Origin of the sequence: Pararoseomonas sp. SCSIO 73927 (assembly GCF_037040815.1) — a bacterium.
Classification (GTDB): Bacteria; Pseudomonadota; Alphaproteobacteria; order Acetobacterales; family Acetobacteraceae; genus Roseomonas.
The window spans coordinates 3,274,716-3,296,746 of sequence record NZ_CP146232.1; the positions used below are offsets into that span (position 1 = coordinate 3,274,716).

General features: G+C 72.5%; 21 protein-coding genes and 1 pseudogene. 13 read left to right on the top strand and 9 right to left on the bottom strand.

Going from position 1 to position 22,031, the window contains the following annotated elements; all coding sequences use genetic code 11:
- The first annotated feature begins 104 nt into the window (after positions 1 to 104).
- The 3 genes from VQH23_RS15240 to VQH23_RS15250 all read left to right on the top strand — a co-directional run bounded on the left by VQH23_RS15240 (position 105) and on the right by VQH23_RS15250 (position 2,975).
- Positions 105 to 752, top strand: a complete 648-nt coding sequence (locus VQH23_RS15240; protein ID WP_338661592.1) for a hypothetical protein — start codon at positions 105 to 107, stop codon at positions 750 to 752.
- A 110-nt stretch (positions 753 to 862) separates the two neighbouring features.
- Positions 863 to 2,503, top strand: a complete 1,641-nt coding sequence (locus VQH23_RS15245; protein ID WP_338661593.1) for a glycoside hydrolase — start codon at positions 863 to 865, stop codon at positions 2,501 to 2,503.
- Positions 2,504 to 2,600: 97 nt separating this feature from the next.
- Entirely contained in the window at positions 2,601 to 2,975 is a 375-nt protein-coding gene (locus VQH23_RS15250; protein WP_338661594.1) for a hypothetical protein, read from the top strand.
- A gap of 6 nt (positions 2,976 to 2,981) precedes the next feature.
- Here the strand turns inward: VQH23_RS15250 and VQH23_RS15255 are convergent, their stop codons facing one another.
- The gene (locus VQH23_RS15255; protein ID WP_338661595.1) at positions 2,982 to 3,212 is read right to left on the bottom strand and encodes a hypothetical protein; all 231 of its coding nucleotides are present in this window, start codon (positions 3,210 to 3,212) and stop codon (positions 2,982 to 2,984) included.
- A 200-nt stretch (positions 3,213 to 3,412) separates the two neighbouring features.
- Between VQH23_RS15255 and VQH23_RS15260 the strand changes: the two genes are divergently transcribed.
- Positions 3,413 to 3,916, top strand: coding sequence for a ferritin-like domain-containing protein (locus VQH23_RS15260; RefSeq protein WP_338661596.1), 504 nt, complete (start codon positions 3,413 to 3,415; stop codon positions 3,914 to 3,916).
- An 18-nt stretch (positions 3,917 to 3,934) separates the two neighbouring features.
- Here the strand turns inward: VQH23_RS15260 and VQH23_RS15265 are convergent, their stop codons facing one another.
- Together VQH23_RS15265 and VQH23_RS15270 are read right to left on the bottom strand one after the other, a co-directional pair.
- On the bottom strand, positions 3,935 to 4,330 hold the full coding sequence (locus VQH23_RS15265; protein ID WP_338661597.1) for a DUF167 domain-containing protein: 396 nt from the start codon (positions 4,328 to 4,330) through the stop codon (positions 3,935 to 3,937).
- Positions 4,330 to 4,713, bottom strand: a complete 384-nt coding sequence (locus VQH23_RS15270) for a hypothetical protein (protein ID WP_338661598.1) — start codon at positions 4,711 to 4,713, stop codon at positions 4,330 to 4,332. The genes VQH23_RS15265 and VQH23_RS15270 overlap by 1 nt, the downstream gene beginning before the upstream one ends.
- 117 nt (positions 4,714 to 4,830) lie before the next feature.
- Between VQH23_RS15270 and panC the strand changes: the two genes are divergently transcribed.
- The gene (gene panC, locus VQH23_RS15275) at positions 4,831 to 5,679 is read left to right on the top strand and encodes a pantoate--beta-alanine ligase (RefSeq protein WP_338661599.1); all 849 of its coding nucleotides are present in this window, start codon (positions 4,831 to 4,833) and stop codon (positions 5,677 to 5,679) included.
- A 49-nt stretch (positions 5,680 to 5,728) separates the two neighbouring features.
- Here panC and VQH23_RS15280 read toward each other — a convergent pair whose 3' ends face one another.
- Complete coding sequence (locus VQH23_RS15280) at positions 5,729 to 6,154, bottom strand: helix-turn-helix domain-containing protein (protein WP_338661600.1); 426 nt, start codon at positions 6,152 to 6,154, stop codon at positions 5,729 to 5,731.
- A 45-nt stretch (positions 6,155 to 6,199) separates the two neighbouring features.
- Between VQH23_RS15280 and VQH23_RS15285 the strand changes: the two are divergent.
- Positions 6,200 to 8,476 (top strand): annotated as a pseudogene (locus tag VQH23_RS15285) (heavy metal translocating P-type ATPase); the annotation flags it as partial.
- A 9-nt stretch (positions 8,477 to 8,485) separates the two neighbouring features.
- Here the strand turns inward: VQH23_RS15285 and ubiM are convergent.
- Positions 8,486 to 9,679, bottom strand: coding sequence for a 5-demethoxyubiquinol-8 5-hydroxylase UbiM (gene ubiM, locus VQH23_RS15290; protein ID WP_338661601.1), 1,194 nt, complete (start codon positions 9,677 to 9,679; stop codon positions 8,486 to 8,488).
- A gap of 146 nt (positions 9,680 to 9,825) precedes the next feature.
- Here ubiM and VQH23_RS15295 point away from each other — a divergent pair, with 146 nt between their 5' ends.
- The 4 genes from VQH23_RS15295 to VQH23_RS15310 all read left to right on the top strand — a co-directional run bounded on the left by VQH23_RS15295 (position 9,826) and on the right by VQH23_RS15310 (position 16,208).
- The gene (locus tag VQH23_RS15295) at positions 9,826 to 10,725 is read left to right on the top strand and encodes a glycine--tRNA ligase subunit alpha (RefSeq protein ID WP_338661602.1); all 900 of its coding nucleotides are present in this window, start codon (positions 9,826 to 9,828) and stop codon (positions 10,723 to 10,725) included.
- Entirely contained in the window at positions 10,725 to 12,962 is a 2,238-nt protein-coding gene (gene glyS / locus VQH23_RS15300; protein WP_338661603.1) for a glycine--tRNA ligase subunit beta, read from the top strand. The genes VQH23_RS15295 and glyS overlap by 1 nt, the downstream gene beginning before the upstream one ends.
- Positions 12,963 to 12,973: 11 nt before the next feature.
- Positions 12,974 to 15,652, top strand: a complete 2,679-nt coding sequence (gene ppdK, locus VQH23_RS15305; protein ID WP_338661604.1) for a pyruvate, phosphate dikinase — start codon at positions 12,974 to 12,976, stop codon at positions 15,650 to 15,652.
- 73 nt (positions 15,653 to 15,725) lie between these two features.
- A complete protein-coding gene (locus tag VQH23_RS15310; RefSeq protein WP_338661605.1) occupies positions 15,726 to 16,208 on the top strand; it encodes a hypothetical protein in 483 nt (160 codons plus the stop codon).
- A gap of 9 nt (positions 16,209 to 16,217) precedes the next feature.
- On the opposite strand, the gene VQH23_RS15315 is transcribed toward VQH23_RS15310, so the two are convergent.
- The 4 genes from VQH23_RS15315 to VQH23_RS15330 all read right to left on the bottom strand — a co-directional run bounded on the left by VQH23_RS15315 (position 16,218) and on the right by VQH23_RS15330 (position 19,738).
- Complete coding sequence (locus VQH23_RS15315; RefSeq protein WP_338661606.1) at positions 16,218 to 17,048, bottom strand: exodeoxyribonuclease III; 831 nt, start codon at positions 17,046 to 17,048, stop codon at positions 16,218 to 16,220.
- A gap of 7 nt (positions 17,049 to 17,055) precedes the next feature.
- Positions 17,056 to 17,739: a fumarylacetoacetate hydrolase family protein gene (locus VQH23_RS15320; RefSeq protein ID WP_338661607.1), complete on the bottom strand. Its 684-nt coding sequence runs from the start codon at positions 17,737 to 17,739 to the stop codon at positions 17,056 to 17,058.
- A 439-nt stretch (positions 17,740 to 18,178) separates the two neighbouring features.
- Positions 18,179 to 18,985 carry a gamma-glutamyl-gamma-aminobutyrate hydrolase family protein gene (locus tag VQH23_RS15325; protein WP_338661608.1) on the bottom strand — a complete coding sequence of 269 codons (807 nt, stop codon included), beginning with the start codon at positions 18,983 to 18,985 and terminating at the stop codon, positions 18,179 to 18,181.
- A gap of 93 nt (positions 18,986 to 19,078) precedes the next feature.
- On the bottom strand, positions 19,079 to 19,738 hold the full coding sequence (locus VQH23_RS15330; protein ID WP_338661609.1) for an outer membrane lipoprotein carrier protein LolA: 660 nt from the start codon (positions 19,736 to 19,738) through the stop codon (positions 19,079 to 19,081).
- Positions 19,739 to 19,859: 121 nt separating this feature from the next.
- Here VQH23_RS15330 and VQH23_RS15335 point away from each other — a divergent pair, with 121 nt between their 5' ends.
- The 3 genes from VQH23_RS15335 (at position 19,860) to coxB (ending at position 22,021) form a co-directional block, all read left to right on the top strand.
- Positions 19,860 to 20,552 (top strand): hypothetical protein, encoded by a 693-nt coding sequence (locus VQH23_RS15335; protein WP_338661610.1) that lies wholly within the window; start codon positions 19,860 to 19,862, stop codon positions 20,550 to 20,552.
- 118 nt (positions 20,553 to 20,670) lie between these two features.
- Entirely contained in the window at positions 20,671 to 20,952 is a 282-nt protein-coding gene (locus VQH23_RS15340; RefSeq protein ID WP_408904341.1) for an ArsR/SmtB family transcription factor, read from the top strand.
- A gap of 151 nt (positions 20,953 to 21,103) precedes the next feature.
- On the top strand, positions 21,104 to 22,021 hold the full coding sequence (gene coxB, locus VQH23_RS15345) for a cytochrome c oxidase subunit II (protein ID WP_338661612.1): 918 nt from the start codon (positions 21,104 to 21,106) through the stop codon (positions 22,019 to 22,021).
- Positions 22,022 to 22,031 lie beyond the last annotated feature (10 nt).

Sequence of the window (22,031 nt, forward strand, 5' to 3'; positions counted from 1 at the left end):
GAAGCCATAGATGGAAACTATTGCAGCAAGTTGCACGAAGGTCTCACGGATTACGCAAAATTGTTGGTAGTCTTTCCGTGTCGAGAAGGATCGAGGAGCACCACATGTCGATGACCGAGAAGAAGCCGCTGGATATCAAGGACCTGGACAAGGTCGTGGGAGGCGCCTTCCAGCAGACGGGGGCGGGGAACGACGCAGTGACCGGCACCGGTGCTGCCGACGTCATCTTCTCCGGTTCCGGCAACGACACCATTGCGGCCGGCGCCGGGAACGATCAGGCCTTTGGCGAAGCAGGGAACGATGTACTCGCGGGCGGCGCCGGCAACGATCTGCTCTTTGGCGGAGAGGGCCAGGATACCCTGAACGGGGGCGCCGGCCAGGACCAGATCCAGGGTGGCGAGGGCAATGACAGCCTGGACGGCGGCGTGGGCGACGGCGCGAGCGACCTGGCCTTCGGCGGCGCGGGCAATGACAGCTTCATCTGGGCGCCGGGCGACGGCAGCGACCAGTTCCAGGGCGGCGCGGGCAACGACACGCTGCAGCTGGACAATGTGAGCCTGCACCAGCTGCAGTCCTCGCTGACCCTGGAGGGCAACACGAACCTCCAGATGCACGTGGGCAGCAACGCCCAGGGGCAGCAGGAGGTGACCTTCACCAACGCCCAGGGCCAGCCCGCCACCTTCCAGGGCGTGATCAACATCGGTGGTGAGAGCCTGCGCTTCTCCGAGGTCGAGAAGATCGCGCTGGTCTGATCCGGACCGCCCCGTGGGCCCCTTGAGGGGGCGCCCACGGGGCAGGGATTGCGGCGGTCCCGGGACCGCGCCGCCTTTCGTGAGCCGTAAGCCGCGGCTACACCCGCCCCATGCCCGCACCCCGTTCCCTGACCGCCCCTGCGCTGCTCCTCCCGCTTCTCGCGGCCGCGCTCGTGACGATCCTGGCGTGGTGGTTCCCGAACCGGGAGAGGGCGGCGGAGGTGCCGATGGTGGCGGACCGCTTCAACTCCGTCTCCTTTGCCCCCTTCCGGGAGGGGCAGAGCCCGCTTCGCGACATCTTCCCCAGCGCGGCGCAGGTAGAGGAGGACATCGCCCTCATCGCCCCGCGCGTGCGTGCCATCCGCAGCTACGCGAGCATCGAGGGACAGTACGAGACGGCCGCCATTGCCCAGCGCCACGGGGTGAGGATGTGGAAGGGCGCCTGGCTCGGCCGCGACCTCCGCCAGAACGACCGCGAGATCGACGCGCTCATCCACGCCGCCAACACCTACCCCGACACGGTGGAGCGCGTGGTGGTGGGCAACGAGGTGCTGCTGCGCCGCGACCTGCCGGTGGAGGAGCTGGCCCGCCAGATCGACCGCGTGAAGGCCGCGATCCGCCAGCCCGTGACCTATGCCGATGTGTGGGAGTTCTGGGTGCAGTTCCCCGAGCTCGCCAACCACGTGGACATCATCACCATCCACATCCTGCCCTACTGGGAGGATGAGCCGCTCGGCGTGGACCGTTCCATGGAGCACACGCGCCAGATCGTGCAGCGCGTGCGCGCCCTGTTCCCGAACAAGCCCATCGCCATCGGCGAGATCGGCTGGCCCAGCGCCGGCCGCTGGCGCGAGGGCGCCATCCCCTCCCGCGTGGAGCAGGCCGTGTTCATGCGCCGCTTCATCCAGCTGAGCCGGGAGGCGGGCTTCGACTACAACTTCATCGAGGCCTTCGACCAGGTCTGGAAATACCGGAACGAGGGCACGGTGGGCGCGGAATGGGGCCTCTGGACCGCCGACCGGACGCCGAAGTTCGATCTCTCCGGCCCGGTGCGGGAGAACCCGCTCTGGTTCCTCTACGCGGGCGCGGCGCTGCTCTCCGGCGCCGCGATGTTTCTTCTGGCGATCCGCGCCTGGCCGGCCGCCCCCGCCTGGAAGCTGGCGCTGCTCTCGGCGGCCCTCGGCAACGCGCTTGCCTACGCCTTCTGCGGCGGCTGGCCCTACGCCTATGACGAGCACCTGAAGCTCGCCTTCGTCGTCAACTTCGCGGGGCAGGCGCTGCTGGCGGCGCTGCTGCTGCGCCGCGCCGGCCAGCGCCTCTCCGGCGACTTCGTGGAGCCCGCGCGCAACGGCGCGCAGGCCAGCGCCAACATCCGCTCCCTGTTCCGCGGCCGGTTCCGCTGGCGGGACTGGCGCGGCTTCGCCTTCGAGGACCTGCTCTTCCTCTTCATCTTCACCGCGGCCGTGCTGCAGATGATGCTGCTGTTTGACCCGCGCTACCGCGACTTCCCCTTCGCCACCTTCGCGGTGCCGCTGGTGGCGGTGGTGGCGCGCGCGCTGCTGGGCGACCTGCCGCGGCGCGGTGGCGGCTGGGCGGAGTGGCTGGCGGGCGGAGTGCTGCTGCTCTGCGCCATTGCCAGCGCGGTGAACGAGGGGGTGCACAACATCCAGGCCCTGGGCTGGAGCGCCTGCGCGATCGGCCTCTCCCTGGCGCCGCTGCTGCGGGTGGGGCCTTTCGCCCGGGCGCGTTGATCCGGCTGCGCTGATCGGGGCGCGTTAAGCGTTCCGTATCCGGGTTGCGCACATGATGGCGCCGTGGCCGGCCTTCGCCGGCCCGGGGACATCCATCATGAACCGCCGCTTCGTCCTGCCCGCCCTGCTGGCGCCTCTCGCCCTCGCCTCGCTCGCCACCCCGGCGGCGGCGCAGAGTCGCCTTGATTTCAGCCTGGTGAATCGCACCGGCTACGAGATCAACGAGGTCTACGTTTCCTCCTCTGCCTCCTCCAACTGGGGCAGGGACGTTCTGGGGCAGGACACGCTGGTCAACGGCAATCACACCGACATCCGCTTCAGCCCGGGCGCGCGCGGCTGTCAGTGGGACATCAAGGTCGTCTACACGGATGGCGACGAGACGGAGTGGTCCAAGGTGAACCTCTGCAACATCTCCCGGATCACCCTGTTCTGGAACCGGCAGGCCGGCACCACGCGGGCGATGACGGAGTAGCGCCCTTCAGCCGGGCGGCGCCACCGCCCGGCCGTGCTCCGAGAGGAGGCGAAGGCCGAGTGGCGTCGCGCGCACCGCGGCGCCCCGCTCCACCAGCCCGCGATCCAGCGCCTCCTCCCAGACCCCGAGCCGGGGGCAGGAGGTGCGCCAGGCGTCCATGCAATCGGCATAGGGGCGCGGCGCTCGCGCGACCCATTCCACGAGGTCGAGCACCAGGGGTTCCGTGGTGGCGTTCATGTCCGGTTCCTCCGCCGGAATGAAACCAAAATCCGGGGCCGCCAGCCACCGAAATGCGGGGTACGCCCTGGCAGGGGTCTGAGCCGCACCGGCTGGGAATGGCCTGCAACATCCACCCGGGCCCGGGCGTTCCAGAGGCGGCGGCGAATGGGCCGGCCACCCCCCCCTGAGATGACAGATTTCCCGGAAGGAAGACCGCCATGGGCCTCTTCTCGAAGCCGATCAACACGCTGAACGACCTCTTCGTCCACACGCTGCAGGACATCTACTACGCCGAGAACCGGATCACGAAGGCGCTGCCGAAGATGATCGACAAGGCGACGGACCCGCAGCTGAAGCAGAGCTTCGAGCTGCACCTGCAGGAGACGAAGAACCAGATCACCCGCCTGGAGAAGGTGTTCCAGATGCACGGGGAGCCCGTGAAGGGCGTCACCTGCGCCGCCATGGACGGAATCCTGGCCGAGGCCGAGGAGATCATGGGCGAGGTGGGCGACAAGGAGGTGCTGGACGCCGCCATGCTCTCCGCCGCCCAGGCCGTGGAGCACTACGAGATCACGCGCTACGGCACGCTGATCGCCTTCGCCCGCCAGCTCGGCCGCAACGACTGCGCCTCCGTGCTGGAGGAGAACCTTGCCGAGGAAAAGGCGACGGACAAGAAGCTGACCATGCTCGCCGAGAGCAAGGTGAACCGGATGGCGGCCTGAGTCGTTAGGGGCAGGCCTCTATCGATCCACCAGGGGCAAGGGGCGCCGGCCATCATCCCGATCGGGGATGAGGACCGGCGCTTCCCCTTTCCGGGCCAGGATGTCCGCCAGGCGCGCGGCCAGCGGGCCGGCCTCGCCCTTCACGGTCACCGTCTTCTCGCGGCAGGCGGCGCCGCCCGTCACGGCGAGGCGAGAGGGCGGGACCGCCAGCGCCTCGGCCAGCAGCGAGAGGATCGCGCGGTTGGCGCGCCCGTCCTCCGGCGCCTCGTTCACCGCCACCCTGATCCGCGGGCCATCGGCGCTCTCCGCAAGGCCCTGCAGCCCGGGCCGGCGTGCGCGGGGCTGCGCCTTCACCCGCAGTTGCAGCCCGCCCGGCACCGGGCGCCAGGGCGCTTCGCGCGGGGCTCCGGCCATCAGGCGCGGCGGGGCGCCGCGGCCGCGCGCGCGGCGGCCTCCACCCAGGCCCAGGCGCCGAGCGCGGCGCCGAGCATCCCCCAGGTCGCGTTGAAGTTCAGCGCGGCGATCACGCCCAGCGCCACGGCGGCCGCGCGCACGGCGAATGGCGCGCCGATGAAGGCCCAGATCCCCAGCGCCAGGGCCCCGGCGCCCCAGAGCTGCCAGTGCTGCAGCCAGAGCAGCGCCGCGCGCGGCTTGCAGGCGAAGGGCGCCGTGGAGAGGTCGAGGCAGAGCGCCCCCATGTGGCGCGGCTCCACCTGCAGGTAGCGGTAGAGCACTATCAGCCCGATGGCCGCGACCACGGCGAGAACGGCGATCAGGTCGTGCTTCGTGGCGCGCATGGCACGGGGATCGCGCGATCGGGGCCCGCGCGCAAGCGGCAACATCGTGGCAGGCCGGTTGACCGGCCGCCGCCCCCTGGCCCATGGCATCGGCGCCATCGGGAAGGGGAGGGGGCCGTGCAGGTCATCCGCGATCTGGCCGCGCTGCGGGCCACCACCGCCGCGCTGCGCGCCGGCGGGCGCCGCCTGGCCCTGGTGCCCACCATGGGCGCCCTGCATCGCGGCCATCTCGAGCTGGTGGCGGAGGCGCGGCGGCACGCGGAGGCGGTGGCCGTCTCCATCTTCGTCAATCCGCTCCAGTTCGGCCCGAACGAGGATCTGGCGCGCTACCCGCGCGACGAGGCGGGCGACCTGGAGAAGCTGCGCGGCGCCGGCTGCGACCTCGTCTGGATGCCCGGCGTGGAGATGATGTACCCGCCGGGCGCCGCCACAATCATCGAGGTGGGCGGCCCCGCCGAGGGCTTCGAGGGCGCGGCGCGTCCGGGCCACTTCCGCGGTGTGGCCACTGTCTGCACGAAGCTCTTCCAGCAGACCGGCGCGGCGACCGCGGTGTTCGGGGAGAAGGACTGGCAGCAGCTGCAGGTGGTGCGGCGCGTGGTGGCGGACCTCGACATGCCCATCCGGGTCGTCGGCCACCCAACCGTGCGAGAGGGGGACGGGCTCGCCTTCTCCTCCCGCAATGCCCGCCTCTCGTCGGAGGAGCGGGCCCTGGCGCCCATCCTGGCGCGGGAGGTGCGCGGCGCGATCGCGGCGATGGAGGGCGGCGAGGCGCCGGAACCCGCGCTGGAGGCCGCGCTGGCGCGCCTGCGCGCGGCCGGCTTCGCGCCGGACTACCTGGCGCTGGTGGAGCCGGAGACCCTGCGCCCCTGGCCGGCGGGCGGCGCGGGCGAGGCCCGGCTGCTCGCCGCCGCACGGCTGGGCGACGTGCGGCTGCTGGACAACATGCCGGCCTGCCTGCCGGGGTAGGCCCGGGGGCCGCCTGCCGGGCAGGGCATGGGGGCGGGCACGGGGTGGTTCAGTGCCGCGCGTGGGCGCAGAGGCCGTGATCCGCCAGCACCTGGATCACCCTGCAGTCGCCCACCCGGCCGTGGGATCCGCCCTCCGTCATCCGCCCGATCTCCGCGCGCAGGGCCGTCAGGCGGGCGATCCGGTCGTCGATCTCCGCCAGGTGGGCGCGGGCGATGCCGTCCACCTCCGCGCAGGGCCGCTCCGGCTGGTCGGCCAGGGCGAGGAGCTGGCGGATGGCCTCCACCTCGAAGCCCAGGTCCCGCGCGTGGCGGATGAAGCGCAGGCGCCGCACCGCCTCCTCGCCGTAGAGGCGCCGATTGCTCTCCGTGCGCGGCGCGGCGGGGAGGAGGCCGATCGCCTCGTAGTAGCGGATGGTCGGCACCTTCACCCCTGCCAGCCGGGCCAGCGCCCCGATTGTCCGGTCCCCGTCCATGGCCGTCCTTTCCGCTTGATCCTCTAGTCGCTGGAGGATGTAGGCATGGCGGGCAGGATGGAGAAGGCGAGGGCGATGGCCGGGACCAGCACCCGCTACCGCGTGGACGGGATGGACTGCGCCGGCTGCGCCGCGCGCATCAGCACGGCCGTCAGGCGCGTACCGGGGGTGGAGGAGGTGGATGTCTCCGTCACCGCCGGCACGATGACGGTGCGCCACGCCGACGAGCCAGGACTTCAGGAGGCGGTGCTGCGGCAGGTGGGCGCGCTGGGCGGCTACGCCGCGATACCCCTGCCGCCGCGCAGCCCCGCCACCGCACAGCAGGGCCGCACCGCGCCTGACCGCAGCCACGATGCGCACGCCCGTGCCGGCCACGCCCATGAACACGGCCACGACCACGGCCACGATCACGACGAGGCTGCGGAGGCCGGCCTGCATGGGCACGCGCACGACCACGGACCCATCGATGGTCCGTGGTGGCGCAATCCGCGCGCCCTGCTGACGATCGCCTGCGGCCTGGCCCTCGTCGCGGCCTGGGTCCTCGGGCGCCTGATTCCGGCGTCGGCGCCCTGGGCCTTCGGTGCGGCCATGCTCGTCGGGCTGGTGCCGGTGGCGCGCCGCGCCCTCGTCTCCGCGCAGCTGGGCACGCCCTTCTCCATCGAGACGCTGATGGTAATCGCCGCCATCGGCGCCACCCTCATCGGCGCCACGGAGGAGGCGGCCACCGTCGTCCTCCTCTTCCTCGTCGGCGAGATGTTGGAGGGGATGGCCGCCGGGCGGGCCCGCGCCAGCATCCGGGCGCTCTCCGGCCTCGTGCCCGCCACCGCGCTACTGGAGGAGGGCGGGCGGACGCGGGAGGTGCCGGCGGCGGAACTGGCCGTGGGCGCCACGATCCTCGTCCGCCCCGGCGACCGGATCGCGGCCGATGGCGCGGTTGTGGAGGGCACGAGCGCCGTGGACGAGGCGCCGGTGACGGGCGAGAGCGTGCCGAAGCGCAAATCGCCGGGCGACGCGGTCTTTGCCGGCACGGTGAACGGGGAAGGGGTCCTCCGCCTGCGCGTGACCGCCGCGGCGGAGGACAACACCATCGCCCGCGTGGTGCGGCTGGTGGAGGAGGCGCAGGAGAGCAAGGCGCCGACCGAGCGCTTCATCGACCGCTTCTCCCGCTATTACACCCCGGCCGTGCTGGCGCTCGGCGCCCTGGTGGCGGTTCTGCCGCCCCTGGTCCTGGGCGGTGCCCCGGCGGAGTGGATCTACAAGGGCCTGGCGATCCTGCTGATCGGCTGCCCCTGCGCCCTGGTCATCTCCACCCCCGCCGCCATCGCCGCCGGCCTCTCCGCGGGCGCGCGGCGCGGGCTGCTGATGAAGGGCGGGGCGGTGCTGGAGGGGCTGGGCCGGATCGACGCGATCGCGCTCGACAAGACCGGCACCCTGACCGAGGGCCGGCCGCGGGTAACGGACATCCTTCCCGCCGAGGGCGACGCGCGCGCCCTGCTGGCCCGCGCCGCCGCGCTGGAGACGGGTTCCAGCCACCCCCTGGCCCTTGCGATCCTGGCGCGGGCCGAGGCGGACGGGCTGGAGATACCCCCCGCGACCGACGCCGCCGCCCGGCCCGGCGAGGGCGTGGCGGGCCGGGCGGGCGGGCAGGCCCTGTTCCTCGGCGCGCCCGCTTCCGCGACCGCCGGCGACGCCGTCCCGCCGGATTGGGCGCCGCGGATCGAGGCGCTGCACCTGGAGGGCAAGTCCGTATCCGCCCTGCTCGCCGACGGGCGTTTCCAGGGCGTGATCGCCCTGCGGGACGAGCCCCGCGCCGATGCGAGGGCCGGGCTGGACGCGCTGAAGGCCCTCGGCGTCGCGCCGGTGATGCTGACGGGCGACAACCCCCGCGCCGCCGGGGCGATCGGTGCCTCCCTCGGCCTGCCCGTGCGCGCGGGGCTGTTGCCGGAGGACAAGCAGCGCATCGTCCGCGCCATGCAGGCCGAGGGGAAGCGCGTGGCGAAGGTGGGGGACGGCATCAACGACGCCCCCGCCCTGGCCGCCGCCGATATCGGCATCGCCATGGGCGGCGGCACGGACGTGGCGCTGGAGACGGCGGACGCTGCGGTGCTGCACGGGCGAGTGGCGGACCTGCCGCGCATGGTCGCGCTCTCCCGCGCCGCCATGGCGAACATCCATCAGAACATCGCCATCGCCCTCGGGCTGAAGGCGGTGTTCCTCGTGACCACCCTGGCCGGCGTCACCGGCCTCTGGCCCGCCATCCTCGCGGATACGGGGGCGACGGTGCTCGTGACGGCGAACGCGATGCGGCTGCTGGCTTGGCGGGGATAGGCCTCAGCGCCGCGGCGCCGCCCCCCGGTCCATCAGCATCGCCGCGACCGCCTGGCGGATGGGGGAGAGCGCGCCGCCGATCCGCAGCACCGCGTGGCGCGCCAGCCGCGACGGCAGGTCCTCCCGCGAGTAGAGGGCGGCGATGGCGTTGGTCGCGGCGTAGAGCGGCCCGGTGGCCAGCCGGTGCGCCGCCTCGAAGCGCCGGAGGATGGCGGGGGCGCCGATGTCCTCGCCCCGCCGCCGCGCCTCCGCCACCGCGTCCGCCAGCGTCTCCGCCCCGCGCAGGCCGAGGTTGAAGCCGTGCGCGGTGATGGGGAGCATTCCCACGGCGGCGTCCCCCGCCAGGGCGAAGCGGGGCGCGGCGAAGCGGCGGGCGTAGGTCGCGGCCAGTGGGTAGCTGTGCCGCGTGCCGGCCAGCCGGACCGGGCCGAGCCCGCGCCGGCGAAGGGCGCGCATCACCTCCGCCTCGAAGGCCGGCGGGGGCAGCTCCATCAGCCGGGCGATCTCCTCCGGCGCGCGGGTCAGCACGAGGGAGGAGGCGCCCCCGTTCAGCGGCAGCAGCGCGACGGTCTGGCCGTAGTCGAACCACTCCGTCGCGACATGCCCGTGCGGCGCGGCGTGCTCCACCCGGCAGACGAGCATGGAGCGCCCGAAATCCCGGACCGAGGCGGTGATGCCCATCTGCTCCCGCGCCTGGGAGAAGCGCGTATCGGCCGCCACGGCCAGCGGCGCCCGCAGGACCTCTCCGCCCCGCAGGCGCAGCTCGGCGGACGCGGCACCGGTCGCCACGCGCTCCACCGCGGTGCCGGTGCGCAGGTCGATGGCCGGAACGGAACGCGCCACGCCGTGCAGGGCCCGCCGGATCAGGTGGTTTGAGACGAGAAAGCCCAGCGCCTCCGCCCCGCCGGGGGCCCCGCCCGTGTCGAAGGTGAGCGCGAAGGGGTCGGTCCCGTTCAGGACCCGTGCCTGGCGCAGGGGCGAGACGGATTCGGCGGGGATCAGGTCCCAGGCGCCGATCCTCTCCAGCAGGGCGCGGGAGTGGTGGGTGAGGGCGATCTCCCGCCCGTCGTAGGCCGGGTCCGCCAGCGCCGCCTCGGGCTGGCGCTCTACCAGCACGGTGGAGAGCCCCTCCCGCGCCAGGAGCACCGCCAGGGCCAGCCCGACCGGACCCGCACCGATGATCGCCACGTCGTGCAATGGGGTTGCTCCTTCACGCCTGCCCGATCTCCGGGCAGGTCCCGCAATTTGGGGCGGAGCCGCCCGGGGGCAATGCGGCAGCCCCGCGCGGCGGGCCGAGAGGCTTCCTTGCGGGCTTTCCGGGGCGGGCCGTATACCGGCGCGCCATGGCCGATCATACGCTGTCCAACCAGCCGCCCGTGGGGCAGACCACGCCCCTGCCGTTCCAGGACATGATCCTGGCGCTCCACGCCTTCTGGTCGAAGCAGGGCTGCGCCATCCTGCAGCCCTACGACCTGGAGATGGGGGCGGGCACCTTCCACCCCGCCACCACCCTGCGGGCCCTGGGGCCGAAGCCCTGGCGGGCGGCCTACGTGCAGCCGAGCCGCCGCCCCACGGATGGCCGCTACGGCAACAACCCGAACCGCCTGGGCGCCTACTACCAGTACCAGGTGATCCTGAAGCCGAGCCCGCCCGACCCGCAATCCCTCCTCATCGAGAGCTACCGGGCCATCGGCATCGACCCCATGCTGCACGACATCCGCTTCGTGGAGGATGACTGGGAGAGCCCGACCCTCGGCGCCTGGGGGCTGGGCTGGGAGGTGTGGTGCGACGGGATGGAGGTGACGCAGTTCACCTACTTCCAGCAGGTTGGCGGCATCCCCTGCGCCGTCCCTTCCTGCGAGCTGACCTACGGGCTGGAGCGCCTAGCCATGTACATCCAGGGCGTGGAGAACGTGTACGACCTGGCCTTCAACTCGGCCGGCCTGACCTATGGCGACGTGTTCCTGCGGAACGAGCGGGAGTTCTCCGCCTATTCCTTCGAGCGCGCCGATGTCCCCGTGCTGTTCCGCCATTTCGCGGAGGCGGAGGCCGAGTGCAACGCGCTCTGCGACGCGGAGCTGCCGCTGCCGGCCTACGACCAGTGCATCAAGGCCAGCCACACCTTCAACCTGCTCGACGCGCGCGGCGCGATCAGCGTGACGGAACGCGCCTCCTACATCGGCCGTGTCCGCGCGCTGGCGAAGCGGTGCTGCGAAGGTTGGCTCGCCGGGGAGACGGTGTGATGCCCGAGCTCCTTCTCGAGATCCTCTCCGAGGAAATTCCCGCCCGCATGCAGGCCCGCGCCGCGGAGGACCTGGCGCGGCTGACCGCCGAGGCGCTGAAGCCCGCCGGGCTGGCGCTGGAGGGGGCGCGCACGCTGTATGGCCCGCGCCGCATTGCCCTGATCGCGGAGATGCCGGCGGCGACCCCCGCGACCGAGCGCGAGGAGAAGGGCCCCCGCCTGGGCGCGCCGGAGCAGGCGCTGGGGGGCTTCGCCCGCAAGTTCTCCCTGCCGGATGCGGCGGTGGCGGCGATGCGGGCGGCCACGGGCGCCTCCGACGCGCCGGTCTATGAGGGGGAGGGGCTCACGATCCTGGCCCGGCCGGAGAAGTCCGGCGCCTCCTTCCTGCTGCGCCTCGCCAACCCCGCCCGTTCCAGCGCGGAGGTGCTGGCCGAGGCCATCCCCGCCCTGATCCGCCGCTTTCCCTGGCCGAAGTCGATGCGCTGGGGCACCTCGGACCTGATCTGGGTGCGCCCGATGCAGCGCATCCTCTGCCTGCTGGACGGGAAGGTGGTTCCCTTCAGGCTGGGCGATGGCGCGGACGACGCGCACGGCCTGCACTCCGCCGACGTCACCGAGGGCCACCGCATCCAGTCGCCCGGCGCCTTCGCCGTGGCGTCCGCCGCCGAGTACGAGGCCGGGCTGCGCGAGCGCTCCGTGATCCCCGACGCCGCGGAGCGCGAGCGGATGATCGAGGAGGGCATCACGGCCCTTGCCGCCGCCGAGGGGCTTGAGGTGGTGCCGGACCGCGGCCTGCTGGCCGAGGTGGCGGGGCTGGTGGAGTGGCCCGTGCCGCTGCTGGGCCGGATCGACGACGCCTTCATGGACCTGCCGCCCGAGCTGATGCGGACGACCATGCGGGTGAACCAGCGCTACTTCGCGTTGCGCAAGCCGAACGGCGAGGCCGCCGCCCGCTTCGCGCTGGTGGCCAACATCGACGCGACGGACGGCGGCGCGGCGATCGTGGGCGGGAACGAGCGCGTTCTGCGCGCCCGCCTCTCCGACGCGCGCTTCTTCTGGGACCTGGACCGCAAGGGGAACCTGGAGGCCTTCCTGCCGAAGCTCGATTCCGTGGTGTTCCACGCCAAGCTCGGCACGCAGGGCGACCGCGTGCGGCGGCTGGAGCGGCTGGCACGTCACCTCGCGCCGATGGTGGGGTCGGAGTCGGACCTGGCCGGGCGCGCCGCGCGGCTGGCGAAGGCGGACCTCGCCTCCGGCATGGTGGGCGAATTCCCGGAGCTGCAGGGCGTGATGGGCCGCTACTACGCCCTGCACGCCGGCGAAGATTCCCGCGTGGCGGAGGCGGTGGGCGCGCATTACCGGCCTCTCGGCCCGGGCGACGCCGTTCCCTCCGAGCCCACCGCCATCGCCGTGGCGCTGGCGGACAAGCTGGACCAGCTCGCCGGCTTCTTCGCGGCGGATGAGCGCCCGACCGGCTCCGGCGATCCCTACGCGCTGCGCCGCGCCGCCCTCGGCGTCATCCGCATCATCCGCGAGAACGGGCTGCGCCTGCCGCTGGCGGACGCGCTGGCGGAGGCCTTCTTCGGCTATCCCATGGCCCAGGGCAGCACCGCGACGCCGGAGTTCGGCATGGCCGTGGCGGCGGAGCGGATGAACGCCGGCTGGAAGCCGCCCGCCGATCCGGCCCACCCGCCGATGGTGGCCGCCTTCGCCCAGGGGGTGATCGAGTTCCTGGCGGAGCGCCTGCGCGTGCAGATGCGGGCGGAGGGGCTGCGTCACGATCTCGTGGCCGCCGCCTTCGGCACCTCCGGCGACGACGACCTGAACCGGCTGCTGGCCCGCGCCGACGCGCTGCGCGACTTCCTCTCCACCGAGGCGGGGACGGACCTCGTGGCCGCCTATCGTCGCGCGGCCAACATCCTGCGGATCGAGGAGAAGAAGGACGGCCGCGCCTACGCGCCCGCCATCGATCCCGGGCTGCTGCGGGCACCGGAGGAGATGGCCCTGGCCGCCGCGCTGGAGGCGGCCCGCCCGGCGGTGGGCGCCGCCCTGTCGCGGGAGGATTTCGCGGGCGCCATGACGGCGCTGGCCCCCCTCCGCGCGCCCGTGGACGCCTTCTTCGACCGGGTCACCGTCAATGACCCGGATCGCTCGCAGCGCGCGAATCGGCTAGGCTTGCTGGCGCTGCTGCGCGCGGCCATGGACGAAGTGGCGGACATCGCCCGCATCGAAGGCTGAGGAATCAGGTCATGACAGGCTGGGTGTACGGCTTCGGCGCCGGGCGCAACGACGGGCGCGCGGAGATGCGGAACCTGCTGGGCGGCAAGGGCGCCAACCTGGCGGAGATGGCTTCCATCGGCCTGCCCGTGCCGCCCGGCTTCACCATCACCACCGAGGTCTGCACCTACTTCACCGAGAACGGGAACGCCTATCCCGCCGACCTGGACGCGCAGGTGAAGGAGGCGCTCGCGCGCATCGAGTCCGCGGTGGGCGCCCGCTTCGGCGACGCCGCCAACCCGCTGCTCGTCTCCGTCCGGTCGGGGGCCCGCGTCTCCATGCCGGGGATGATGGACACGGTGCTGAACCTCGGCCTGAACGACGAGACGGTGGTGGGGCTGGAGAAGGCTTCCGGCGATGCCCGGTTCGCCTGGGACAGCTATCGCCGCTTCATCCAGATGTACGGCTCCGTCGTGCTCGGCGTGGACCACCACCGCTTCGAGGAGATCATCGAGGACGCGAAGCTCGCCCGCGGCGTCCACGAGGACACGCAACTCACCCCCGGGGACTGGCAGGGCGTTGCCGCGGGCTACAAGGAGATGGTCCGCCAGGTAACGGGTGCGGACTTCCCGATGGACCCCTGGGCCCAGCTCTGGGGCGCGATCGGCGCCGTGTTCGGCAGCTGGATGAACCAGCGCGCCATCACCTATCGCCGCCTGCACGACATCCCCGCGAACTGGGGCACGGCCGTGAACGTCCAGGCCATGGTCTTCGGCAACATGGGCGACGACTGCGCGACCGGCGTGTGCTTCACGCGCGACCCCAGCACCGGCGAGAACATCTTCTACGGCGAGTACCTGATCAACGCGCAGGGCGAGGACGTGGTGGCGGGCATCCGCACGCCGCAGCCGATGAGCGAGGCCCGCGCCAAGCCCGGCGAGCGCAGCATGGAGGCGGCCATGCCCGCCGCCTACGCGGAGCTGGTGGCGGTGCGCGCCACGCTCGAGAAGCACTACGCGGACATGCAGGACATCGAGTTCACGGTCCAGCGCAACAAGCTCTACATGCTGCAGACCCGCAACGGGAAGCGTACGGCCGCCGCCTCGCTCAAGATCGCCGTGGACATGGCGAATGAGGGGCTGATCGACCACTCTGAGGCCGTGCGGCGGGTGAACCCCGGCTCGCTCGACCAGCTGCTGCACCCCACGCTGGACCCGGAGGCGAAGCGCACGGTGCTGACGCGCGGCCTGCCCGCCTCCCCGGGCGCCGCCAGCGGTGTGGTGGTGTTCAGCGCTGATGAGGCCGAGGTGCGCGCCCAGAAGGGCGAGAGCGTCATCCTCGTCCGCGTGGAGACCTCCCCGGAGGACATCCACGGCATGCACGCCGCCCGCGGCATCCTCACCACCCGCGGCGGCATGACGAGCCACGCGGCGGTGGTGGCGCGCGGCATGGGCCGGCCCTGCGTGGCCGGCGCCGGCGGCGTGGTGGTGGACTACGCCGCCCAGGCCCTCTCGGCCGGTGGCGTGGTTGTTCAGGCCGGCGAGACGATCACGCTGGACGGCGGCACGGGCGAGGTCTTCGCCGGCACCGTCGCGATGGTGGAGCCGAAGCTCTCCGGCGACTTCGAGACGCTGATGTCCTGGGCGGACGAGGTGCGCCGCCTGAAGGTGCGCGCCAATGCCGAGACGCCGCTGGACGCCGAGACCGCGCGCAAGTTCGGCGCGGAGGGCATCGGCCTCTGCCGCACGGAGCACATGTTCTTCGACCCTGCGCGCATCTCCGCCGTGCGGCAGATGATCATGAGCGAGACCGAGGGCGGCCGGCGCGACGCGCTGGCGAAGCTGCTGCCCTTCCAGCGCGACGACTTTGTGGAGCTGTTCCGCATCATGGCGGGGCTGCCCGTGACGATCCGCCTGCTGGACCCGCCGCTGCACGAGTTCCTGCCCCACAAGGAGGAGGAGCTGGCCGAGGTGGCGGAGAGCCTGGGCGCCGATCTCGCCACCATGAAGCGCCGCGCCGCCGACCTGTCGGAGGCCAACCCGATGCTCGGCCACCGCGGTTGCCGCCTGGCGATGACCTACCCAGAGATCGCGGAGATGCAGGCCCGCGCCATCTTCGAGGCGGCGGTGATTGTCGCGAAGGAGGCCGAGGCGCCGGTTCCCGAGATCATGGTGCCGCTGGTGGCGACCAAGAAGGAGCTGGAAATCAGCCACGCCGGGATCGACAAGGTGGCGCGCGAGGTCTTCGCCGAGGCCGGCATGACGATCGACTACTTCGTCGGCACGATGATCGAGCTGCCGCGCGCCTGCCTCACCGCCGACAGGATCGCCGAGACCGCCGACTTCTTCTCCTTCGGCACGAACGACTTGACGCAGACCACCTTCGGCCTATCCCGCGACGATGCCGGCAAGTTCCTGCCGCTCTACGTGGAGAAGGGGATCCTGCCGAAGGACCCCTTCGTGTCCATCGACGTGGACGGGGTGGGCGCGCTGGTGGAGATCGCGGCGCAGAAAGGGCGGGCCACCAAGCCCGGCCTGAAGCTCGGCATCTGCGGCGAGCACGGCGGTGACCCGGCCTCCATCAGCTTCTGCGAGGGGATCGGGCTCGATTACGTCTCCTGCTCGCCCTACCGCGTGCCGGTCGCGCGGCTGGCGGCGGCGCAGGCGGCCCTGGCGAACGCCGCGCCCGCCATGGCCGACCGCACGGCCTGAAGCCGCCGGCGCGGGGCCGCAACCCCGCGCCGAGGCCGCTCGTTCCCCTCTCCCCAGGGGTTTGGAGGCGGCGATGCGCGCGACGGCGATGATGGTGGCCCTTGCCCTTGCGGCCTCTCCGGCGGCCTTGTCGGCGCAGACCTTGGGCCAGTCCGGCCCGATCAGCGGCGCCCCGGCCGGCGATTCCACCCCCGCGCCCGACCTGCCCACCTATGGCCGACAGTTGCAGGCCGTGCTGGAGAAGCTCCGCAGCGCCGCCGAGCGGCCGGATACGAGGAGCGCGACCGAGGGCGGGAGCAGCGAGCGCGTTGCCCGCCAGGAGGTGCTGCGCACCATGCAGGAGGCGGTGGGCGTGGTGCGGACGGCGCCCGCCGATTACCGCAACCAGCCGGAGTACGAGGAGGCGGAGCGGCGGGTCCGCACCATCACCCAGCGCGTGCAGGGGCAGCACGAGCCCGCCGACCTCAACAAGCCCGCGCAGGACATTATCCACGCGATTGAGGCCCTGCAGGCGAAGGTTGCCGCGGCAGGGGCCGCCGGCTCCCCCCGCGGCTGAGGCGCCGCCCTAGGGGGCGATCTCCATCAGCACGGGGACGTGGTCGCTCGCCTTCTCCCAGTCGCGCGCGTCCTTCAGCACCGCGTGCCGCCGCAGCCCGCCAGCCAGGTCCTGGCTGACCCAGATGTGGTCCAGCCGCCGGCCCCGGTCCGCGGCGCGCCAGTCCTTCGCGCGGTAGGACCACCACGTGTAGAGCTTCTGGTCCGCCGGAACGAAATGGCGCAGCGCGTCGTACCAGTCCCCGGCCGCGATCCAGCGGCCCATGGCCTCCACCTCCACCGGCGTATGGGAAACGACGTCGACGAGCTGCTTGTGACTCCACACGTCGTGCTCCATCGGGGCGATGTTGAGATCGCCCACCAGCACGGAGCGGCGGGCGGGGCCGCGCGCGGCGGTCCAGGCCGTGACCTCCGCCAGGAAGTCCAGCTTGTGCGCGAACTTGGGATTGGCCTCCCGGTCCGGCACGTCGCCGCCGGCGGGCACGTAGAAGTTGTGCACCTCCAACGGCCCGCCCGGCAGGTCCACGGCGACGCCGAGGTGCCGGCAGTCGCCCTTGCCGCACCAGTCCTGCCAGTCCGGGATGCGGGTGAGGGGATGGCGGGAGAGGACGGCGACGCCGTTGTAGCCCTTCATCCCCGTGATGATGCGGTGGGCGAAGCCCAGCGCCTCCGCCGCCTCGTGCGGGAAGTGCTCGTCCGGGGTCTTCGTCTCCTGCAGGCACAGGATGTCCGGGTCGAGCTCCTCCACCAGCCGCCGCATCAGCGGCGCGCGCAGGCGGACGGAGTTGATGTTCCAGGTGGCCACGCGCAGGGGCGTGGCCACCGCGGCCGGTACGGTCACGGGGGGATCAGGCGATCCGGGCGGTGACGGTGCCCACGCCCTCGATCACGCCCTCCAGCAGGTCGCCGCGCTGCACCGCGGCGACGTTCTCCGGCGTACCGGTCATGATGAGGTCGCCCGGAGCCAGGCGCACGAGGCGGGAGAGGTTGGCGATCACCTCCGGCACGGACCAGATCAGCTTCGAGAGGTCGGAGGTCTGGCGAACCTGGCCGTTCACCTTCAGCTCGATCCGGCCCTTGCTCACGTCGACCCCGGCAACCGGCACCAGCTCGCCCATCGGGGCCGAGTGGTCGAAGCCCTTGCCCATGTCCCAGGGCCGGCCGCCCTTCTTCGCCTCGGCCTGCAGGTCGCGCCGCGTCATGTCCAGGCCGGCGCAGTAGCCCCACACGTGGTTCAGCGCGTCCGCCTCCGCGATGTCGCTGCCGCCGACGCCGATCGCCACCACCAGCTCCATCTCGTGGTGCAGGTCCTTCGTCATGCTGGGGTAGGGCATGTCGGCGCCGCCGGTCACCACCGCATCGGCCGGCTTGGTGAAGTAGAAGGGCGGCTCGCGGTCGGGGTCGCTGCCCATCTCGCGCGCGTGCTCGGCGTAGTTGCGGCCCACGCAGAAGATCCGGCGCACGGGGAATAGCCCGCCGCCGCGCACGGGCAGGGCGGCGACCGCGGGCGGGGCGATGACGTAGTCGGCCATGGGACGATCCGATCCGGTTCTGGGGACGGCGCCAGGATATAAAGCCGCCCGCTCGGCGGGGATACCCCGGCGGGGCGTGCCCGCCCGGCCACCGTGGCGGAGAAGGTGCCGCGAGGATGCAACCAGCCCCGCCGCCCGCTGTTGGCAGCCCAGGCAAGCCCGGCGAGTGGGCTAGACGCGACGAGAGAGCCCCAGACCGAGCAAAGAAATGGCGCCCGGTGAGGGGGGTCACCGGGCGCCGGATACGCTACTTCCGATCGGAGTTCTCTTTGGTCGGGTGAGCCGGCAGGGGATACCGGAGCACCACCGGCTTTGGGCCGGCGAAGGAACATTACCCATATCCACAGGAGGAATGCAAAGCGCGGAAGCGCCTCCACAATCACAGGACCGTGAGGGAGGGCAGGATTCCTGACGCGGGGAACGGCGTCGCCGCGGGGAGTTATTCCGCCGCTACGGCAGTGGCCATCGCCCCACTCCCTGCCCGGCGATGAGCGAAGGACTCCGCCGCCTCTCCGAAGCGCTCGAAGACTCGGCGGGAGAGGAGATCCCGGTCCCAGTCATACTCGGGGTGCCACTGGACCCCTACGGCGAATCCGGGCGCCCCGTCGATGCTGGCAGCCTCGATCGTGCCGTCGGGGGCCCAGGCTTCCGGCCGCAACCGGGGCGCGGGGCGCGCGACCCCTTGATTGTGCAGCGAGTTCACGGGCACCGCCGCCGCATCATAGTCCAGCCCGGCCCAGAGCCGTGCCAACCCGCTGCCCGGTGCCACCCGCACGGAATGGGCCTTGCCCGTCCGCACCCGGACGATGGCCTGGTCGGACGGGGTGGAGTGGTCCATTCGGCCCTCCATGTCCTGGATCCGCTGGTCCAGCGACCCGCCCAGCGCAACGTTCAGCTCCTGGAAACCGCGGCAGATCGCCAGGAGCGGCACCCCGGCCGCCACGGCCGCGCGGATGAGGGGGAGGGTGGTGGCGTCCCGCGCTTCATCCTCCGGCGTGCCCTCCGCGTGTACCGGGCCGTCGTAGTAGACGGGGCAGACGTTAGAGCGGCTGCCCGTCAGCAGCAGCCCGTCCAGCCTGGAGAGAAGCTCCCGCGAGATGGCCTCGCCCGCCGCGGGCAGAAGAACGGGCATCCCGCCCACGGGGCCAAGGATGACCCGGACGTAGTGGTCGGACGCCGCGTGGTTCGGCATCCCGGTGGGACCGAAGGGCTTCACGCAGCAGGAAATGCCGATCAGGGGCCGCATGACCGATATGTTGCGGATGCACCGTGGCGGCTTCAAGGCGAAAGACTCGCCGAAATCGCGGGGCGGCCTCCCCGAAAAAGGGGGCTGGCGGCCCTAGTTGTTGTCCACCGGCCCCTGCATGAAGCGCGGGTCGTTGAAATCGAAGGTCGCGCGCTCCAGCCGGATGCCCGTCTCGATGCCCGAGAGCGTCACGCGGGTGGTGTGGCCCTGGCCGTCCACCACGAGCCACTGGCGCAGCTCCATGGGATTCTCGGCAAGGACCAGGGTGATCCGCCCCTCGGAGGGGTTGGCCGTGCGGAAGAGGGTGACGCGGAGGAACCCGGCCTCGCGCTGCAGCCCGCTCACCGTCACCTCGCCCGAGAGGGTGATGCGCTCCCGCAGAAGGATGCCGAGCGGGGTGGAGCCCACCGGGACGATGGAGGGCTGCCGCAGCTCCTTGTCGTAGTGCATGAACTGCCCGGCATTCGCGACGAGCAGCAGCGGCTCCGGCGCGTCGTAGTCGAAGCGCATCCGGCCGGGCCGCCAGATCAGCGCCGTGCCCTGGGCCGTGGCGCCGTTCTGGGCGATCTGGATGAAGCGGGCGCGCAGCGTGGTGATGCCGTTGAGATAGGCCTCCACCCGCTGGAGGTCGGGCCGGTCCCGGGCGGAGGGGGCGCTCTGCGCGAGGGCCGCGGGGGCCAGCGACACGGAGACGAGCGCCGGCGCGGCCAGCGGCAGGAGGGAGAGGGCGGGGAGGATCTGGCGGCGGCGCATGGGCGGGAGATGGCGCGGCCGGCGCGGCGGGGGAAGGGGCGTGCGGCACACCTCTGCGTCACCCCTGCATCCCCGCGCGCGTTAACCGCGCGGCAAGGGGCGCGGGCGTCCCCTGCGGGGCATGGACGCTCTCACCGCCGATTCGGATCGCTTCGTCGTTTCCCGCGCGCACCCCGGCGCGGCGCCGGGTGCTGGTGCCGATGCCGGATTCGGCAGGGTTCCCGGCCCGGTCGGAACGCTGGCCACGCCCCTGGCCCTGGTGCTCGTCCCCGTCCCGCCAGGCCATACCCGCGGGTTGGGAGCGGTGCTCGAATCGCTCGCGAGGTCGCGCGGCGCGGGCGACCTGCCCGCCGCGCCGGGTTCCCTCGCCGTGCTGATCCTGGCCGCGGAACCGGAGGCGCTGGCCGTGGCCGAGGGGTTGGCGCCGGGCTACCCCTTCCCCCTGCGCGTGGAGGACGGGCTGGGGGATACGGTTCTGGCGATGCGGCAGGCGGGTGCATGGGCCGTCACCCTCGGGGTGCCGGGCGCGCCGCTGCTCCTCACCACCCCCGGCCGCCCGGTGACGCCGCGCTGGGCCTATGCCCTGCTGGCGGCGCTGCGGGACGGCGCGGACCTCGTGACCCGCCGCGCCGGCTTCTGGGAGAGGCTGCTGGCCGGCGCCCGGCTGCCCGTCGCGCTCTCCGGCCGCGCCCAGGCGGCGATGGAAGGGTGGACCTCCGGCGGCCTGCGGGCGGGCGCCGGCGCGGCCTGGACGGAGCGCGGGTCCCCCTGGCGCAGCCCTGCTGCGGCCGGGCTGCGCGCCGTTCCCGGCTGAGCCGGGCATCGCCCCGCCCTGGACAGACCCGCCCGCCGCCCCGAGACTCGCCCCGGGAAACGCGAGGTGGCAGGTGCGGGGCAGAATCGGCGAGGACCAGGTGGTGGAGCTGGCCGAGATGTTCCGGCTGATGAGCGACCCCACGCGGCTGAGCATCATCCTGGCCTGCCTGGACGCCCCGGCCTCGGTCGGCGAGATGGCGGAGCGGATCGGCATCTCCGGCAGCCTCGTCTCCCACCACCTGCGGTTGCTGCGGGCCGCCCGGCTGCTCCAGGCGGACCGGCGGGGGCGGCAGGTCTTCTACGCCGTGATGGACGAGCACATCCGCTCCATGCTGACGGACATGGTGGACCACGTGGCCGAGGGCGAGGCGGAGGGCGAGGTCGCCTCCCCGAACTGAGGCTAGCCGCGTCCCGCAACCTTGTGTCACGGGGCGCCGCGTGATTAGTGTCCGGCTGCGTTCCGTACCGCGTTCAGCTTGGCGGGGGCGGGGCGGCCGCGCGCCATGGCGGGCGGGACGGCTGGGCGGAAAACCGGATCAGGACAGCGGAATGCGGCGGATTCTCTCAACAGCCCTGGCCTTGGCGGCCCTGCTGGGCCTTGCCGGGGTCGCCATGGCCCAGGCCCCCGTGCCGGCCGGCGAGGCGCTGGGCGTGCCGCAACCCTGGGGGCTGGGGCTGCAGGAGGCCTTCGGGCCGGTGAAGGCGGCGATTCACGGCTTCAACGACCTCGTCCTCTATATCATCATCGCCATCACGATCTTCGTGGCCGGCCTGCTGGCCTGGGTGATCTGGCGCTACGATTCCCGCCGCAACCCCGTCCCCTCCCGCACCAGCCACCACACGATGCTGGAGATCGCCTGGACGGTCGTGCCGGTGCTGATCCTGCTGATCATCGCCATCCCGTCCTTCCGCCTCATCTACTACGAGGACCGGGCGCGGGACGCGGACATGACGATCAACGTCCAGGGCCGGCAGTGGTACTGGCACTACGGCTACCCGGACAACGGCAACTTCGAGTTCGACAGCTACCCGATCGCCGATGCCGACCTGAAGCCGGGCCAGCTCCGCAACCTGTCCGTGGACAACCCCCTGGTGGTGCCGGTTGGCGCCACGGTGCGGGTGATGACCACCGGGCACGACGTGATCCACAGCTTCTTCGTGCCCTCGCTCGGCGTGCAGAAGTACACCATCCCCGGCCGCACGCTGGAGACCTGGTTCCGCGCCGACCGGGAGGGGACCTTCTACGGCCAGTGCAACCAGATCTGCGGCAACAACCACTGGTTCATGCCGATCGCCGTCCGCGCCGTGCCCCGCGAGGAGTTCGACCGCTGGACGGCCGAGGCCCGGACGAGGTTCGCCGAAGGGCAGGGGCCCGGCTGGCCGGAGCGTGACCGGGCCACCTCCGTGGCCGCTCTCGGCACCGACACCATCTCCTCCGCCACTTCCCCCGGGGAGGCCCGCCGGTAAGGCGGCCTGA

What these genes read in the sequence shown, in the direction of transcription:
- VQH23_RS15330 (WP_338661609.1), bottom strand. Translation starts at nt 19,738, where the DNA reads ATGCGCCGCCGCCAGATCCTCCCCGCCCTCTCCCTCCTGCCGCTGGCC.
- VQH23_RS15325 (WP_338661608.1), bottom strand. Translation starts at nt 18,985, where the DNA reads ATGCGGCCCCTGATCGGCATTTCCTGCTGCGTGAAGCCCTTCGGTCCC.
- VQH23_RS15255 (WP_338661595.1), bottom strand. Translation starts at nt 3,212, where the DNA reads ATGAACGCCACCACGGAACCCCTGGTGCTCGACCTCGTGGAATGGGTC.
- VQH23_RS15335 (WP_338661610.1), top strand. Translation starts at nt 19,860, where the DNA reads ATGGACGCTCTCACCGCCGATTCGGATCGCTTCGTCGTTTCCCGCGCG.
- coxB (WP_338661612.1), top strand. Translation starts at nt 21,104, where the DNA reads ATGCGGCGGATTCTCTCAACAGCCCTGGCCTTGGCGGCCCTGCTGGGC.
- VQH23_RS15295 (WP_338661602.1), top strand. Translation starts at nt 9,826, where the DNA reads ATGGCCGATCATACGCTGTCCAACCAGCCGCCCGTGGGGCAGACCACG.
- VQH23_RS15280 (WP_338661600.1), bottom strand. Translation starts at nt 6,154, where the DNA reads ATGGACGGGGACCGGACAATCGGGGCGCTGGCCCGGCTGGCAGGGGTG.
- VQH23_RS15320 (WP_338661607.1), bottom strand. Translation starts at nt 17,739, where the DNA reads ATGGCCGACTACGTCATCGCCCCGCCCGCGGTCGCCGCCCTGCCCGTG.
- VQH23_RS15310 (WP_338661605.1), top strand. Translation starts at nt 15,726, where the DNA reads ATGCGCGCGACGGCGATGATGGTGGCCCTTGCCCTTGCGGCCTCTCCG.
- ppdK (WP_338661604.1), top strand. Translation starts at nt 12,974, where the DNA reads ATGACAGGCTGGGTGTACGGCTTCGGCGCCGGGCGCAACGACGGGCGC.
- VQH23_RS15250 (WP_338661594.1), top strand. Translation starts at nt 2,601, where the DNA reads ATGAACCGCCGCTTCGTCCTGCCCGCCCTGCTGGCGCCTCTCGCCCTC.
- VQH23_RS15245 (WP_338661593.1), top strand. Translation starts at nt 863, where the DNA reads ATGCCCGCACCCCGTTCCCTGACCGCCCCTGCGCTGCTCCTCCCGCTT.
- VQH23_RS15240 (WP_338661592.1), top strand. Translation starts at nt 105, where the DNA reads ATGTCGATGACCGAGAAGAAGCCGCTGGATATCAAGGACCTGGACAAG.
- glyS (WP_338661603.1), top strand. Translation starts at nt 10,725, where the DNA reads ATGCCCGAGCTCCTTCTCGAGATCCTCTCCGAGGAAATTCCCGCCCGC.
- VQH23_RS15270 (WP_338661598.1), bottom strand. Translation starts at nt 4,713, where the DNA reads ATGCGCGCCACGAAGCACGACCTGATCGCCGTTCTCGCCGTGGTCGCG.
- VQH23_RS15265 (WP_338661597.1), bottom strand. Translation starts at nt 4,330, where the DNA reads ATGGCCGGAGCCCCGCGCGAAGCGCCCTGGCGCCCGGTGCCGGGCGGG.
- VQH23_RS15340 (WP_408904341.1), top strand. Translation starts at nt 20,671, where the DNA reads ATGTTCCGGCTGATGAGCGACCCCACGCGGCTGAGCATCATCCTGGCC.
- VQH23_RS15260 (WP_338661596.1), top strand. Translation starts at nt 3,413, where the DNA reads ATGGGCCTCTTCTCGAAGCCGATCAACACGCTGAACGACCTCTTCGTC.